The 16,047-nt window shown below is 61.8% G+C and carries 12 protein-coding genes and 1 pseudogene (1 of these 13 running past the window's edge); all 13 read right to left on the bottom strand.

Annotated elements, in window-relative coordinates; all coding sequences use genetic code 11:
* Positions 1–120: 120 nt before the first annotated feature.
* The gene (locus FVQ81_13035; protein ID MBW7997472.1) at positions 121–1,674 is read right to left on the bottom strand and encodes a PKD domain-containing protein; all 1,554 of its coding nucleotides are present in this window, start codon (positions 1,672–1,674) and stop codon (positions 121–123) included.
* A 43-nt stretch (positions 1,675–1,717) separates the two neighbouring features.
* Positions 1,718–2,479 (bottom strand): DNA/RNA nuclease SfsA, encoded by a 762-nt coding sequence (sfsA, locus tag FVQ81_13030; protein ID MBW7997471.1) that lies wholly within the window; start codon positions 2,477–2,479, stop codon positions 1,718–1,720.
* The gene (locus tag FVQ81_13025) at positions 2,476–3,222 is read right to left on the bottom strand and encodes a hypothetical protein (GenBank protein MBW7997470.1); all 747 of its coding nucleotides are present in this window, start codon (positions 3,220–3,222) and stop codon (positions 2,476–2,478) included. Before FVQ81_13025 ends, sfsA begins: the two co-directional genes overlap by 4 nt.
* 96 nt (positions 3,223–3,318) lie before the next feature.
* Positions 3,319–4,191 (bottom strand): menaquinone biosynthesis protein, encoded by an 873-nt coding sequence (locus tag FVQ81_13020; protein MBW7997469.1) that lies wholly within the window; start codon positions 4,189–4,191, stop codon positions 3,319–3,321.
* 1 nt (position 4,192) lies between these two features.
* Positions 4,193–5,659 carry an IMP dehydrogenase gene (gene guaB, locus FVQ81_13015; GenBank protein ID MBW7997468.1) on the bottom strand — a complete coding sequence of 489 codons (1,467 nt, stop codon included), beginning with the start codon at positions 5,657–5,659 and terminating at the stop codon, positions 4,193–4,195.
* A gap of 178 nt (positions 5,660–5,837) precedes the next feature.
* Positions 5,838–8,351, bottom strand: coding sequence for a hypothetical protein (locus tag FVQ81_13010; GenBank protein ID MBW7997467.1), 2,514 nt, complete (start codon positions 8,349–8,351; stop codon positions 5,838–5,840).
* Positions 8,352–8,477: 126 nt separating this feature from the next.
* Positions 8,478–10,121, bottom strand: coding sequence for a S41 family peptidase (locus FVQ81_13005; protein MBW7997466.1), 1,644 nt, complete (start codon positions 10,119–10,121; stop codon positions 8,478–8,480).
* A 236-nt stretch (positions 10,122–10,357) separates the two neighbouring features.
* Positions 10,358–11,209, bottom strand: coding sequence for a GAF domain-containing protein (locus tag FVQ81_13000; GenBank protein MBW7997465.1), 852 nt, complete (start codon positions 11,207–11,209; stop codon positions 10,358–10,360).
* A 155-nt stretch (positions 11,210–11,364) separates the two neighbouring features.
* Positions 11,365–12,222: a hypothetical protein gene (locus FVQ81_12995; GenBank protein ID MBW7997464.1), complete on the bottom strand. Its 858-nt coding sequence runs from the start codon at positions 12,220–12,222 to the stop codon at positions 11,365–11,367.
* Positions 12,215–14,302 carry a tetratricopeptide repeat protein gene (locus FVQ81_12990; GenBank protein ID MBW7997463.1) on the bottom strand — a complete coding sequence of 696 codons (2,088 nt, stop codon included), beginning with the start codon at positions 14,300–14,302 and terminating at the stop codon, positions 12,215–12,217. Before FVQ81_12990 ends, FVQ81_12995 begins: the two co-directional genes overlap by 8 nt.
* A gap of 268 nt (positions 14,303–14,570) precedes the next feature.
* On the bottom strand, positions 14,571–15,539 hold the full coding sequence (locus tag FVQ81_12985) for an HDOD domain-containing protein (protein MBW7997462.1): 969 nt from the start codon (positions 15,537–15,539) through the stop codon (positions 14,571–14,573).
* 44 nt (positions 15,540–15,583) lie between these two features.
* Positions 15,584–15,871: a hypothetical protein gene (locus tag FVQ81_12980; GenBank protein MBW7997461.1), complete on the bottom strand. Its 288-nt coding sequence runs from the start codon at positions 15,869–15,871 to the stop codon at positions 15,584–15,586.
* A 144-nt stretch (positions 15,872–16,015) separates the two neighbouring features.
* Positions 16,016–16,047, bottom strand: a pseudogene (locus FVQ81_12975) (FliA/WhiG family RNA polymerase sigma factor); it runs 769 nt beyond the window's last position.

The following is a 16,047-nucleotide window of genomic DNA, read 5'->3' as shown; positions in this document are numbered from 1 at the left end:
GGTCCGCCCCTCCATGTCACTCAACAAAATTCCGATCCAAAATCCCCGCTGTCAAGAGGGGTGTCCACGGCATGCCGGGACGGGGCGTGTAAGTTTCAAAGGTAAGTAAAAAGCCGGAAACTACTCCTCCGAGCGGAAAAACTCCCGCAGCACCCACACGTAATCCGCGCCCAGTTCGCGCCACAACTCCGGCCGCGCTTTCATCGGCTCGCCGCCGGCGCGCCTGATCCAGCCCAGGCAGTGCTCGGGGGTGAAACTCTTCACACCGTACTCCCTGGCCCACATCTCCGCCGCCCAGCCGCATGCTCCGCCGGAGAGCCCGTCGTCGATACCGCGTCTCCACTGCCAGCGTTTGCTGAACAGGTCGGTGAACTTTTCCTGGGCTTCCCTGACCTCCACCTGTATGCTGTCCAGACCGGCGCGGATCATCAGCAGGTTGTTGGCGATCGCGGTCAGGCAGTGGAAGTCGAAGAAGAAGTCCATCCGGCCCACGTCGGCCATCCATTCTCTCAGGAAGCGCTGGGCCGTGGCGACTTCGGGCTCCGGCAGGGCGCTGTCCCAGTCGTTGAGCGCCTCGTCGTTCCAGTTGCGGTTGAGGTCGATGTCGTTCATGTTGTAACGGTAGCCGCCGCGGAACACCCCGTCCGGATTGACCATCGGCACCATCACGAACACGCACTGCTCCAGCATGGCGCGCGAGGAGTCGTTGTCGGCGAACAGGGTCTCCATGATCCCCTCGATCACCCAGCCGGCAGCCATCTCGTATGCGTGCTGGTTGCCGGTGATCGCGATAACCTTCTTGTCCTCAAGTTCGCCGTCCGTGCCGGTGACAATCATCGAGTAAACCGGGCGGCCCTCCACCGACAGGCCGATAATCGATATCTCGACCTCCTCGCGGTCCTCCCAGCGGTCGAGCATCTCTTCCAGACGGCCGGGCGTATAAACGGGCGCCCAGGCCAGGTAGACCGAATTCGCCGACGGGGTGAACTCCACCACCAGCGAGGCGGTCTCTTCGTCGTAGGTATACCGGGCATCCTCCAGCGGCTGCCAGTCCGGGGCCATGTAGTCCGTGCTGGCCATCATCACGAATTTCTCGTCGAACGAGTAGTCGCGGGCGTAAGGTGTGACCGACGGCAGTTGCAGGCGGTTCGGGCCGTAGCCGATAATTTTCAGGCTGACCGGTTTACCCGCGCAATTGTCGAGCCGGAAATAGAACTGGCCTCCCCATTCGAGCCGGAAGCAGAAATCATGTTCCGAGGCCATCAATACGCCGGTCTTGCCGCCCTCGAAATTGCTCGTAATCGACAGGCCGTCGTCGGTGTCGGGCAGCACCTCGACAAAGGCCACCGCCTGGTCGCGCTCGCCGATATCGTTCTCGACTATCAGCCTGACCGTGTAGGCGCCCGTGTGGTTGAACACGTGGGTCACCTGCTCGCCGTGGATATCGACCCCGACCCGGTCCATGCCGCTGAACTGCCAGTAGTAGGTGGACATCTCCCGTTCCTCGCCGGGCGAGGAGATGCCGGCGTCGAAATTCACTTGCTCGCCGATCCGCACGCTGTGCCTGTCGACAGTGAACCTGGCCTTGATCAGCTCATCCGCAGCCGAGACCACGCTGACAGCGCCAAGCAGGAGCAGCAGGGCAAACAACGGCAAAAAAATCTTCCGGCTCATTTTGTTCTCCACATTGAATTATCTATTACGATTAGGTGATTTATCATTTTTCGCCGCCAAGCTCCGGGGCGGGTACGTAGGTCATTGGGCCGCTCTCGATCCTCGCTCCGTCAAGCCCCAGCACGGAACGGTAGGCCAGCAGTTCCACTCCCCGGGAGGTCACCTCGCGCAGGGTCTCGCCGTAGGCCGGGTCGATACTGTCGGCGGTGGAAAATACCTCACAGTCGGGCCGCTGCACCAGAAAAAAGATCACTGCGCGCTCCCCGCGCTCCACTGCACGGGCAAGCACCTGGAGGTGCCTGCGTCCCCGTTCGGTAACCGCGTCGGGAAACACAGCGGCCCGGCCGGATACCATCGTCACGTTTTTCACTTCCACCAGGCAGCGCCCGCCGCCGGGACCGTCAGTGAGCATGAGGTCCAGCCGGCTGCCCTGCTCCACGTTCACCTCGCGGCGCAAGCGAGCGTAACCGGTCAATTCGGATACCATGCCCGCTTCGATTGCCGCCGCCACCAGCCGGTTCGGCAGCGAGGTGTTGACTCCCGCCCAGCCGTGCTCGCCCGGAGCGACCCGGACCAACTCGAGGGTGAGCGGCAGCTTGCGCTTGGGGTTGCCGCTGTCGGATACAATCACCTCGCTGCCCGGATCGCTGCAGGTCTTCATCGAGCCGGTGTTGGGCGTATGGACAGTGGCTATGCGCCCGTCCTCGAACTCAACATCGGCCAGGAAACGCTTGTAGCGGCGGATCAGCCTGCCACGGCAGAGCGGCAAATCGAACGGCACGAGCGGTTGTCCGGATACGCTCATCCGCCGAGAGCTCCGTTGAGCGCCTGCTGATAGACGCCGGCCAGCGCCCACTTGAGCGCGACATCGGCGACAATCAGCGCCAAGGCCAGAGTCAGCCAGCGTATGATTGTTTTTTTCTTAGCTCCGATATCATTCCGCTGATGAAGCAGAGCGCCGCCCAGCGCGGCCCCGGCTACAATATACCCGGTAACCCGCACGACAGCCCAGACCTGCCAGGCAAGCAGGATCGCCACGGGGCTGCCCGCGGATGCGGCGATCAGCGAGCCGGCATAGAAGTTCATGTAGCCCAGCAGCACCGCACCCATCATCAGGCCCAGCAGGCCTCCCGAGGTCAGGCTGAGCAGGCAGAAAATGGCGAAATGCCTGATATGGACCGGCAGGAACTGCGCGATATCACCCTCCGGTCCCTCGCCGGTGCGAATCCAGTGGAACATCTCGTCGCGGTAAGCGGCGGCGCGGATCACGTTTTCCTCCATCGCACCCGGCCAGAGCAGGGTCAGAGTCACCTGCACCAGCACCATCATCCCGGCCCAACCCAGGGCATAACGGATAGCGCGGGCGTACTCGCCGCCCCGCAGCGGATGGACAAACAGCAGCCAGAACCCGGCTCCCGCGGCCGCAGGCAGAAGCCATCTGCCGGGCGCCAGAAATTCCAGCAGATGGGCAGCCAGGATCGTGGCAGCCATCCAGGCGGCGGCAAAAACCGGAGAGCGGTAGCGTTCACCGAAAATGTAGAGTTTCACGGCTGTCCTCCGGTTAAACTCAGCAGATAGCGAGGCAGAGGAGTTGCCCGCTCAATCCAACCGGCGAGCAAGGGCCAAGCCGGCAATCGCGCCAATTCAGGCGGGGGAACAGTGTCTGGCGGGATCGAGCAGCTCTATCTCCGGCGCGCGCGAGATCAGTCCCGCCCCGGCGGCCAGCGAATAGAACAGCCGCAGCCCTTCCATGTGCCGCGGGCTCAGGCGGTAAGCGATAGTGTCCCAGTAGGCCAGCAGCGAGTTGCGGGTGAGAAACGGCCTTTTCTCCAGCACCTGCCGGATCATTTCTTCAGTTGGATTTTCCAGCTCCCGATGCGCGCACTGAAGGGCCTGCCAGAACCCGGCAAGCTGCCCTGCCAGGCTGTCTACGGAGTCCCTGCGAACGATCCAGAGCGCAAACACGAACGGCAGCCCCGTGTGCTGCCGCCAGAGCATGCTGAGGTCGTAGGAAAACAGGTCCTCGCTGTCCGCGTGTGAATCGGCAGCCAGGGCCTTGTCCCCGATCAACACCATCGCATCCACCTGCTCCATGCCGCGCCCCAGATCGGTGACGAGGGTGCGGTATTCGTTGGTATAGCCCAGCAGGCTGCCGAGAATCACCTGGCAGAGGGCGACAGTGGTGGCGCTCTCGGCGGACAGCCCGACCCGGCAGCCGTCGAGACGGTCCAGCGGACGGCGGCTGAAGAGGCGGATACTGGGCAACTCGCCCCTGGAGCCGATCCCGAAATCAGGCAGTACGAAATATTGCCCGGCCTCGCGAGCGTATTCGATGGAGCTGGAAAGCGAAAGGTCGAGCTCACCGGCCCGCAGCATGCAGTTCAGCACGGCCGGCGGCCCGCGATGGTAGGAGACACCGTCCGGGCGGCAGCGGTTCTTGAGGCAGTAGAATATGTTTTCGCAGTTGGTGAAACTGATCTCGCCAACGCGAAGAGTGTGTCCGTTCACTTTATTTATCTCAGTCCAGCGAGTAGTTCGGCGCCTCGCGGGTGATAGTCACATCGTGGGGGTGGCTCTCCCGGGTGCCCTGGATCGTGCAGTGCAGGAACCTGGTCTCGGAGCTGAGTTCAGCGATCGTCCTCACCCCGCAGTAGCCCATGCCGGAGCGAAGGCCGCCGGTGAGCTGGTGAATCGTGTCCGATACCTTGCCCTTGAACGGCACCCGGCCCTCGATACCCTCGGGAACGAGCTTGGATGAATCGGTGTCCTCCTGGGCGTAACGGTCCTTGCTGCCCTGATTCATCGCGCCCAGCGAACCCATCCCACGGTAAACCTTGAACGTCCTGCCCTGGTACAGGACGGTTTCGCCGGGGCTTTCCTCGGTGCCGGCCAGCAGGCTGCCCAGCATCACTGTCTGCGCCCCGGCCGCCAGCGCCTTGACCACGTCGCCCGAATAGCGGACTCCGCCGTCGGCAATAATCGGCACACCGTGCCTGGCGGCCTCCTCGGCGCAGCTCATCACCGCCGAAAGCTGGGGAACGCCCACACCGGCGACCACGCGGGTGGTGCAGATCGAGCCGGGTCCGATCCCGACCTTGACCGCATCCACGCCAAGGCCGACCAGGTCCTTGACCGCCTCGGCCGTGGCGACATTACCGGCCACCAGTTCTACGCCGCTCAGGATATCGCGCAGCGTACCCACCATCTCCAGCACCTTGCTGCTGTGCCCGTGAGCGGTGTCGACAACCACCACGTCCACTTCCTCCTCGCGCAGACCCATGGCGCGGTCCACTGTGTCGCTGCCGGTGCCCACCGCGGCGGCGGCGATCAGCCGGCCCCTGTCGTCCTTGCTGGAATTGGGGAACATGGTCCGCTTCACCAGGTCCTTGACAGTCACCAGCGCCTTGAGTTTTCCCGCTGAATCGACAATCGGCAGTTTTTCGATCCTGTTCTTGTGCAGGATCTGCTGTGCTTCTTCGAGGCTGATCCCCTCGCTGACGCTGATCAGGTCGTCGCCGCTGGTCATCAGCTCGCTCAACGGGATCTCCATATCGACCTCGAACAGCATGTCGCGGTGGGTGACAATGCCCACCAGCGTCCCGTCACGCTCGGTGATCGGGATTCCGGAGACGTTGTGGCGCTTCATCACCTCGCAGGCGTCTTTGAGCCGCGCGTCCGGCGGCAGGGTAAGCGGATTGTCGACTATCGCGCTCTCACTGCGCTTGACCAGCCGCACCTGCTCCGCCTGGCGCTCGATAGGCATATTCTTGTGGATCACGCCCACGCCGCCGGAGCGGGCCATGGCGATCGCCATCTCGCTCTCGGTGACCGTATCCATCGCCGCGCTGATCAGCGGGACATTGAGGCGGATTTTTCTGGTGAACTGGGTTGACAGGTCGGTCTCGTTGGGCAGAACATCGCTCCTGCGGGGTACGAGCATTACATCATCGAACGTAAGTCCTGTGTAATCAAGTATCTTACCCATGGTCGCTCGATCATCCAAAATTGATATGGACGCGGACCGCACCAGCCCGCGGTGACTGGAATTACTATAAATAATAAAAGGCGAGTGATTTGTCAAAGGAGGAGGCGGTCTTTCTTTACAGCAGGGGGCAAGACCTGGCCATGGGCCTTACCTTTATAGTTATCTGGAATATATAGCTTTACCGGTGATACCCGGCGCGGCGGTCGGCCTGGGGGTCCCAGACACGGCCGTCGGCCGAGCGCGGCAGGCGTGCGCTGTCGATCCAGTTGACGAAGATCGCGATCGAACCCTGGGCGGCCCCGAGCAGGAACAGGCGCTCGTCGCTGGCGGCGGCGTCGGTGGGCACCAGCGGCAACTCCAGTTCCTGGTAGACGTCCCCCCGCGTCCCGTCGGCCACAACCAGGCGGCGGTTGAAATCGGGGTGGAGCAGAAACAGGTAATCGCCGCGGGCATACACCGGCTGTCCCCCGGCGCGGATATCATCGTAGCGCAGCAGGGTCCGGCGGTCGAAAGCCACCACCTGGTCGGTTGCGACAGCATAGGCGTTTCGCCCAAAGGCCGGCAGGATAATATCGAGGATGTTCCAGCGGAGATTGTACGAAGTGAGCAATTGCGCTTTGACCGAGTCGAAGACGTAGACCGTGCCACCGGCCGCCACCCAGGACAACGTGGTGTCGGGGTCGTTGCGGATCACCGAGATATCGCCGCGGGCGGTGAACACGTCCAGCAGACGGGTGCCGGCGACATACTTGAGCAGGCTGCCCCGGCCGGGGCTGAACCCGTCAGCCGCCAGCCACGGCGGACTGAACCGTGCGGGCCGTACGCTCCAGGTGCGGTCGAAGCCCACGTTGTCGTCCAGCGTAAAACTGTACATTTCCCGCTCGGCCAGCACGTAAGCCGTATCCTCCAGCGCGGCCAGGCCGAGTGCGGGCGCGGGCAGCGGGATAGCGCCGCGACGGAAATTGCTCGACAGGTCGATCCGGCTGATAAAGCGGTTCTGGTCGACTACCACATAACGGTCCCCAGCCCCGGCCTGAATAAAAAGCCGAACCCCGTCGGAAAAGTCATGGTACGAGTTCAGCGCCGCCGCGCTGGGCGGAGAGGGCAGCCGGGTAACCAGGCTGTCGCCGAAGACTGCGTAGGCGTTTGCAACTGCGTCGTAGTGAATGCTGCCGCCCGCCTCGATAATCTCTTCGATCCGGTAGGATTCCGGATCGAGCACCATCACGTTGTTGCGAAACAGGTTGTTGACCACGATCAGCGGGTCGCGGTAGTACATCCGGCCCAGCAGCACGCCCAGCAGCACCGAGACCTCTTCCTCAAGGTCCTTTTCGTTCAGCACCGTGATCGAGTTGGAGAGGCAGTTGACTGTATGGAGTTTGCCGTCGCGCAGCAGCAGCGGCCCCGGGCCCATCTCTACCCGGACCCGCTCCGGTTGATTCTCAAGTTTTCTATCCAGCGCAAAAACATGGTCCAGTCCGGCGGAGACGAATACGCGGTCCTTGCCGACAGCCACTCCGCGCGCGCTCTCGCCGAGATCCACCCGTTTGGGACGGCCACGACCGGCAGGGTCGATACGGTACAATCCCTCCCCCGCCACCGCGTACACCTCTCCACCGCCCTCCGGAGCGGCCAGCCCCCGCACCGACCCTGACAGCACGGCCAGCAGGCGAATGGTAAACGCGCGCTGCTCGACAGTCAGGACGTGGATTTCCGAGCGGCTGCAATCGGCGGCGGAAATCAGGTAAAGCTCATCGTCATCATCGCTCACGGCCAAACGCGTAACCGCTTTGCCCGCACTCAGGCGGTCCGGGCGCTGCGCGAACCGGTCCATGTCCACCAGCCGCACCTGTCCGTCCTCGCGGCTGACCAGCACGATCGTTTCGCTCGGAAGGTGGGCAGCCATGAACAGCGGCGGCCGCAAATCAACCTGTAGGTAAGCAGCCTCGCTTTCGCCGATAAGGTCATAGCGGACAATAGATTGCGCGGCCTCGTCGGTAAAATACAGGTATCGGTCTCCCGGACTCTGAAGTACCGCGCCGGGGGTAAAATCCAGTCGCAACGTGTCCACCGGCGAGGAGCCGCCATCGAGGGCAAAAATCAGCATCCCATTGGTCCCGCTCTCGACCAGATATAGCTCGTCAGCCTGGCGGTTGATCTCGAACGCGGTGATCCCCCTGGGGGCATCAAAGGTACCGATCAGGTCAGGCTGACTGATATCGACCAGGGACAGGTTGTCCGACCCGCGGTTGACTGTCAGCATGCGGTCGCTATCTACCCAGATGGCGTCCTCGATCAGTGTGCCGTTGCCTTTTTCCGGGCCGAAATGGAAGATGGCTTCCAACTGAAGGTGGCGGAGGATTGGGTCGTAGCGGAAGCCTCTCTCCTCATGCGTGCCGGGCACAGGCATGGGACGGTAGATGCGGGGATCCATCCCCTGCCAGCCGAGCACCGGAAAGTTACGGACAATCCAGTCCAGTTTTTCAGGGTCCAGCCGCTGGGCAAGTTCGCCGTACTCGGGACGGAAATAGCCGCGGTCGCGTTCAGGCTCACAGAGCGGCGGTGGTTCGGGTCGCTGCCAGGGAACGTGAAACCCGGCGGCCGCCTGCGAGCAGAAACCCGGAATCGTCAGGCAAATCACAATCAGCGTCCGGCGATAGACAAATGCGGCTTTCGCCCTCCGGTTAGCCACCGAGCGGGTCCTCCGGGAATAAAAAAGGCAGCTCTTAAGGATATAATATATGCAGTGGGGGGGAAAACAGCAGGTGGAGGTTTTCCACCCCCGCCTGCGGGTTTATTCGATATCAGCCCTCAGCGGTCAGCGGGAAAGTGCCTGCGCCTCCAGCGTATCCGGCAGCGTACGTCCGGCCAGCACAGTCTCCACAAAATCACCTTCGGATGGAGCGGAACGCAGCAGTTCCAGGGCCTGCCTGAGCTGGCTGTCGTAACCCGCCGAGACCCGCTGGGCCGTGTTGCGGTCGTAGCCGGCGTCGGCGATATAATAGTAGATCCAGTGGCGGAACAGTTCGTCCGTCTGGGCGAACTCCTCCTCGGTCAGCTCGAACCCCTCATCGAGCATCCTCCGGCGCACATTATCGACCATTCCGTCGGTCAGCGTGACCACTTTCTCGCGGAAGTTCTCGGTGTAGGTTACGCTGTTCAGCGACCCGTCCATATATTCCGGGTGTTCGTTCTTGAACTGGACCGCATAACGGAACAGCAGGTTGCGGAACTTGCCGGCCTGACGGAAAATTTTGCGCTCGGCCTCGCTCATGCTGTCGGGCCGGGTGACCAGGTCGGGAGTGATCCCGCCGCCGCCGCGGACCTTGCGGCCCGAATCGGTGAGGAACACGTGGGCGGTGTCCTCGGCCGAAAGCAGCGCGTGATGTTGCTCGCCCGCCCGGCGGTCGGAGTGGATACAGCGGCCGCTGGGAGTGTAGTACTTGGCTGTGGTCAGCTTGAGCGCGTAGCTGTCGCGAAGGTCGATAATGGTCTGCACGGAGCCTTTGCCGTAGCTGGTGGTGCCCATGATCACCGCCTTATCGTGATCCTGGAGAGCCCCGGAAACGATTTCGCTGGCGCTGGCGCTGCCGCCGGAAATGAGCGTGACCACCGCACCGCTTTCCCACAGCGGGGCGCGGCGGGACTTGAACACCTGGTTGGAACTGTTGATCCGCCCGCGGGTTGAGACAATCACCTCGCCGGGGGACAGGAAGATATCCGCCACGTCCACGGCCCGCGACAGCAGGCCGCCCGGGTTGTCCCGCAGGTCGAAAATAAGTTTTTTCATCCCCAGCTTTTTCAATTCCACGATCGTTTCGGCCATCTCGCGGCCGCTCTTGTCGCTGAACACGCCCAGCCTGATATACCCTATCTCCGGCGTCAGCATGAATTTGCCCTGCAGGCTCTCGATCTTAATGATGGCGCGGGTGATCTCGAAATGGATCGGCTCGTCGATGCCGACCCGGCTGATCCAGATGTTGACTTTCGTGCCCGGCTTGCCTTTCAGGCGCTTGACCGCGTCCTCGAGACTCATCCCGTCGGTGGGTTCGTGCTCGATATTCACTATCCGGTCGCCGCTCTGTAATCCCACGCGATGGGCCGGGGTGCCGGGGATCGGGCTGAGTACGGTCAGGGTATCGTCGCGGATCGAGATCTCGATCCCGATCCCGCCGAACTCGCCGCGGGTCTGTTCCATCAGACGGTTATGGCGCCGCTTGTCGAGCAACTGGCTGTGGGGGTCCAGGCTTCCCACCAGACCCTCGACCGCGCCCATGATCAGGTCCTCGGTCGGCACTTCGTCGACATACTGGTCGCTCAGCACGTCGAGAACTTCCTGGAGCAACTGGTAGTTGCGGGTGCCCGCTCCGCGGTCCTCGGAAAACTGCGAACCGGCCGTTCCGCTCAAGCCCAGCAGCAGCAGCATCGCAACCAGTATTTTTACGCCGTCTCGTCCGTTCATATATCACTCGCTTTCACAGTCGTCCGCTTGACAGTATCGCTCAATAACCCGTTACCGCAAACAATTATAATATTTAACCTGCCCGGTGGTGAAATGTCAACCCAATTGCCCGCAAGGCCCGGCCGGCCCCAGCCACAAGTAGTTATACTCACCGCTGAGCCACTTTTGTTCGATTTTTATCTCTTGGTATGAGCCGCTATGGGATCAGCCTGCGGTCCCGGCTTTTTTCCGGCCGGTCACGCGTCGTGGAGGCTGATCATCCTGGCGCCGCCGGGAAGGTAGTCTTCGGTGGAGGGCTTCTCGATACGCTGGAGGGCGCGGGTGATTCCGGCGATCCGCTTGCTTTCGGAAACGATATGCTCCAGGCGGGAGATCAGCGACGGGTCGGCGTGCTCCATGTCCTTGAGCAGAAGTTCTGCATTGCCGATGATGACTGTCAGGGGGTTGTTGATCTCGTGGTTGACAGTTACCACCACCTCGCCCACCGCGGCCAGCCGTTCCTGCTCCACCAGCGCCTGGCGGGTTTCCTCCAGCTCGCGGTTGGTATTTTCAAGCTCGGTATTCTTATCGGCCAGTTCGCGGAAATAGACCGTGCGCTCGATAATCACGCTGAGCTGGCCCGCGGCGATCGTGAGCAGACGCAGGTGGTGCTTTGTGAACGAACCGGCCCTATGGTGGCCGAAATTCATCACGCCCACAACTTTTTCGCCCAGTAGCAGCGGGATCGAGAGGAACGAGCGGACCGGGTTCTCGCTTTCGATCTTGCCCCTGTGAAGTTCGCTGAGCAGGATCGGCCGTTTCTGCTTGGCTACCCAGGCGCTCAGGCCGTTGCCCATGTCGAAGCTGACCGGCTGGATCAGGTCGACCGCATGACCCTTGCTGGCTGCGAGGTTCAGCCTGCCGCCGTTCTCGTCGTAAATGAACAGGGCGGCGAAATCGAACTCCATCAATTCCTCGAGCATATCCAGCACCGAATCGTAGGTCTTCTCGGGACTCGAACAGGATGCGATTGCCTGGCTGATCCGGAACAGGATCTCGAGTTCATTGAGCTCCATGCCCGGAGAATTTTTTTTGTTCTTTTGCACCATAACTTTTAAATCGGTCAATCGGCATTAAAGTTGAGTTCCGTATCGGCGGGAAAATAAAAAACGGGACGGTGATTTTCCGCCCCGCGATTCATCCCGTCGTCTCCGCCGGCCTGCCGTCCGGGATATGCCCATGATCTCTCAGGCGAGGGTGTGCGCTATCTCTGAATCCTGACCAACCTGGAGCCGCAGATCGGGCAGAGGCCGCTCTTGTCGGCGATGATGTGAACCTCGTCGTCCCAATAACAGATATACTTGGTATCCATGTCCTTGTGGATCCCCTCCATCAGCGCCTCGAAAGTGCGGCGGGCCAGGTCCTGCATCGTGGTGCGGCCCAGTTCCTCCTTGCGGCGGATATCGAGGTGCGTCGACGGGTCCTCGACCACGGGATATACCTTTACGCCACGGCCCAGGCTGGCCTTACCGAGCACCTTTCGCGAGTAGTGCAAGGTTCCGGTTTCGATTTTGACAACCGCCAGATCAAGCTCGGCAGTGTAGGTTACCTTGTTACGCTTGAACAGCACGGGAATCTCGAATCCGTCGTGACGGTCGCGGGTGATGGCGATCATCCGCAGGTAAGCCACATAGTCGCTATGAGTCAGCCGCCCGATCCGGGTCATGATATCCGGCTCGTACGTATCGGGGATAGTGGCGCGGTTGCGGGCGATTATATCGGCGACTTCGCTCTCGGTCTTGACCTCCAGGTAATCGGCCGAGCGAAGGTATGCCAGCAGGTCGGTGCGGAAGAAGTTTATCTCGAAAGGCCAGCTTACCTGTTCGCCGCGCACGTCCAGCAGGGTCAGCGTCGTGGGCGGGTAAACCAGTTTCTCCAGCGGCACTCGCAACTCGCTGATATCATGGGCCAATACGACAGAAGCCAGCTGCGGGATGCAAAGCGCCATCGCCACGAGCAACGCCAGCGGGCCGCCGGACCGCTGGGGCCGGCGCAGCCTGCTTTCGCTTTCCCGGCGGTTAAACCGGGAGCCTGTGCGCTCGTTAAGCTTCATTTCAGACATTGATTTCCAGTTCAAGATCGACCTCTCTGTCTATCCTGGCCGGGCTGATTCTCTCCGCCCGCTTAGGGTCCCTGGCTGCCAGTTTGCGCGCCTGGCCGTAGGCGTCCGCGCCAGCCCCTGGCTCCACGCGGGCAGCAGCCTCATCGCCGCCACTTGTGCTGCCGGCCAGCGCCCACTTGATTTCCTCGCGGCTGAGGTTCATTTCCTGCGCGATATCGCTGAGCGTCCAGTTCTTGCTCCTGAGCTGGCGGATCAGACGGGTCTGCATATCGTCGCGCCGGCCGCCGGCCAGGACCGATGAGGCCGCGGGTGCCGCGATTCCGCCCTCGGGCGATAACTCTTCCTTGATCCGGCGGGCGATATCCGCGCCGTACATGCCGCGCTCTCCCACGGGACGCAACTGCAGTTCGAGCGGCTCCTCGTTTTCCTCGATCACCGGACGCGAGGAGCGGCGCTTGCTCTCCAATTCCTGAGCCAGTACCTCGGCAACCTGCTGCTTGTTGTTCCGCACCGCCGCAGGCCGGTCGTTGACCCGCACCGGCGCGCTGCCACCACCCGGGACTGCCGCGGCAGGGGTCAGCATGGGCAGGACCGGACCGGCAAAACTTTTACGATTGCGCAACTTACGGCGGACCAGCCGCTCGGCCGCCAGCGTGAGCAGAAAGATAATCCCCATCAGGACCGTCAGGATCATCACCTGATGTCTGAGCAGACCGATCCCGTAGCGGTCCACCATCTCGGCCGTCATCTGACGGATGCCGCCGAGTACTCCATCCGGCTGCTCCGCGGCAGCGGGTGGAGGCGGAGTCGCGTCATCGGTGACAACACTCCCGGCGGTTTCGGTCTGAACCTCGGAGTTCTCCTCCGCGCCTTGCTCTGTTTCAACTGCTGATGAAAACGGAATTTCAGTTAGCGGGGCCCCGGCGGGCTGATCGTCCGGACCGGCCGCGGGCAATGGTGTCAGCGAGAGGCTCTGCCGCGGCTCCTCACCCATCCCGTCCCGCGCGGCTGCCGCTCCAGCGCCCAGGGAAAGCTGAAACTGCCTGGCACTGGCCTGTGTGCGGCCCAGCGCCTTGTAGACAACGCCGAGTTGAAAATGGGTCTCGCTGTCGGCGGGGTCAAGCTTGACGGCCTTCTCCAGCAATTCGGCAGCCGCGTCCATCCGGCCCCCCTGCTTGGCGGCCACGCCCTGCTCGAAATACCAGGCCGCGTCGGGGCCGCCCTTGATCGCAGCGGCGGTAACGCTCTGTGAGGGGACCGGCCCGCTTTTTTCGACAGGCAGGGCGGTGGCGGCATCCTCCAGGGCACGGAAGTCGATATCGGGGTTGCTGGTTGCGATCCTGAACCGCCCGGCGGCATCGGGGACGCGACGGACAAACTCACGCCAACTGGCGGCCATCCTGTCCAGGTCGTTCTGCTGGAAATGAATCCAGCTCAGGTACAGACTCGCCTCGCCTCCGTAACGCTGGCTGCCGGCGGCGCGGGAAAAATTGATCCGGGCGTTATTCAGTTCACCGAGTCTCATCCTGATCCGTCCGGCCTGGTAGTAACTGTCGGCCACGCGTTCGCCCGAGCGGATAGCGGAGCGGAAAGACATCAGCGCAGCCTTGTAACTCCCGGCTGCCATCTGGTCCATACCGTGCTGATAGTAACGGGACTCTTTCTGCTGACCGGATTCGGCGGCTTCGGTATTACGCGGTGAAATTTCCAGGATCAGACGGTAGGGCTCGGAAGTTTCGTATGTCTTGAGCCGGAAATCCTGTCTGGCGTGAACCCTCGCCACCACTTCGCCTGAACCCAGGGGCAGAAAACTCACCGACTCCAGGTACGGGCTGTCGTCGTAAACGAAGGACTGCTTCTGCAGGCGGTCGATCCCGGCCCCGTCGAGCTTGACGAAGATCAGCTTACCGGCCGGATTGGTTTCCACGCTGCTCGTAAAGGGACCGTCGAAACTGATCGACAGCCTGGAATAGTCCTGTTCGCTGAACAGCCGGACACCCTCGATCTGGGCGGCAAAGGCCGCGGCCGGGAGGACGATAACCAGCAGCGCTGTCCCAAGCAGTCTGTAGCACCTGTTCATGGCAAAACCCCGGTTCGGTTGGCTCGCTTGCGATTGCTCCGGCGGAAAACGGACCGTTTCACGCTCAGGGAGCGTTCTCCGCGCAGCTTCATGCGCCGTAGAAGTGCAATAGTCGTGCCAACCGACCGACGCGGCGATCAAAGCGCAACCTATTACTTTACAGTCTTTTATATTGCCCAAAGGGGCTGAGACACTGAGGGAAAGAGGTGCTGTGCGGGGAAATAATTGCCTATGGTAAGAATGGAGATTTGACCCGGAAAGGGGAAAATCATGCACTCATCACTTCTTCGGCGCTGTCGCCTTCCAGTTCGTCGCTGTCGGGCTCGGATTTGGGCAGCCGTCCCAGGACGATATTGATGAAACTGTCCACCTGTTCCATCTCCTGCAGGTACTCGGCCAGGTAGAACTGGAGGTCCACCTTTTCGTTCTCGTCGAGCTGGAGCGGCAGGCGGTGCAGCACGCCGCGGTAAAACGACGGGATCAGCGGATCGCCGCCGCTGCCGACCCGGGCTGCGCGGGTCAGGATATCGGCGAAATGGACGATCGCTGTCAGCTCGGGCTTGACACGGGCTGTGAGCGGGATGTGGTGGAGGCGGATCGCCTCGCTCAACCCGTCGGGCAGGTTCCAGCGCCCGGCCAGCCAGTTGCCAACCTCGGCATGGGTGACACCGAAGACGCGCTCCTCGGCCGCGGCCAGCGAGATTTCCTGCTCGTTGACTATCCGCAGGCATTTACTGTAATTGGCGGTCTGGTACTGGCTGAGAATAACCTTGCCGATATCGTGGATCAGCCCGGCGACGAACGCCTCGCTTTCCATGCTGCGGAAGCCGTGCATCCTGGCCAGCATCCTGCTTGCCACCGCCACTCCGGCCGAGTGTTCCCAGAAGCGGGTGTAGTCCAGCAGTTCCTCGTCGCTGGAGGCGCGGGCCAGACGAGAGATAACCGCCACCGAAAGTCCGAGGTTGCGGATCGTGTCGAAGCCGAGCACGACAATGGCGAGATTGATCGATGCGATCGGATTGGGGAAACCGTAGTATGCGCTGTTGGCCAGCCGGAGGACCCTGGCGGTGAGAACCTGGTCTGTTTTGATAATCCGGCTCAGAGAGCGCGCGGAGCTCGAGGGGTCGTCGATCAGCTCGATCATCTTGGCCACGACCGTAGGCAGGGTCGGCAGGTTGATGATCGCCTGGGTGATTCTTTTGAGCCGTTGGGTGTCTATTGCGCTTTTCTTCTTCATTTGAACCCGGCCGGGCAAGGTATGGCACCTCCCGGCATTATCGATCAGGCCCGCAGGTCGATCCGTCGCCCCGGCCGTGGCCCGTCTGGTCGGTCGCCTCCATGCGAATCCCTCTGGTTTGATTCATCCGCTGAGTCCTGCCGCTTCCCGGCGTCGTCCCGCCCTCCGGAACCATCATCCCGGTCCCGTCCCGGTTCGGGACTGCTGTCGACAGGCTCGATTTTTTCGAGCAGGTAGTCTTCGAAATTGACCTGCTCGTCCTTGCGTCCCGTCACTTTTTTTCCCGGTCGGTCGGGAAAATAGTTCGGGTTGAACGAAATCGGCACCACCATCGTTGGCCCCCTTCCCGCCGGATAGGAATGACGTATCCGGCTGAAAGCAATGGGATTGGCCCTGCAAAGCGCCTGGTGCCCCGGCGATAATCATCTCCGAAACTGCAAGAATGATGCCTGTGTTCCCGGCTCAGAGCGTGTATTTCAATTTTCCGCGCAACCTGAGCATGCTCTCG

This window comes from Candidatus Glassbacteria bacterium, from assembly GCA_019456185.1.
GTDB lineage: Bacteria > Gemmatimonadota > Glassbacteria > GWA2-58-10 > GWA2-58-10 > JAJRTS01.
Note: the sequence above shows the minus strand (reverse complement) of the source record. Positions and strands in the feature narration are given on the sequence as shown.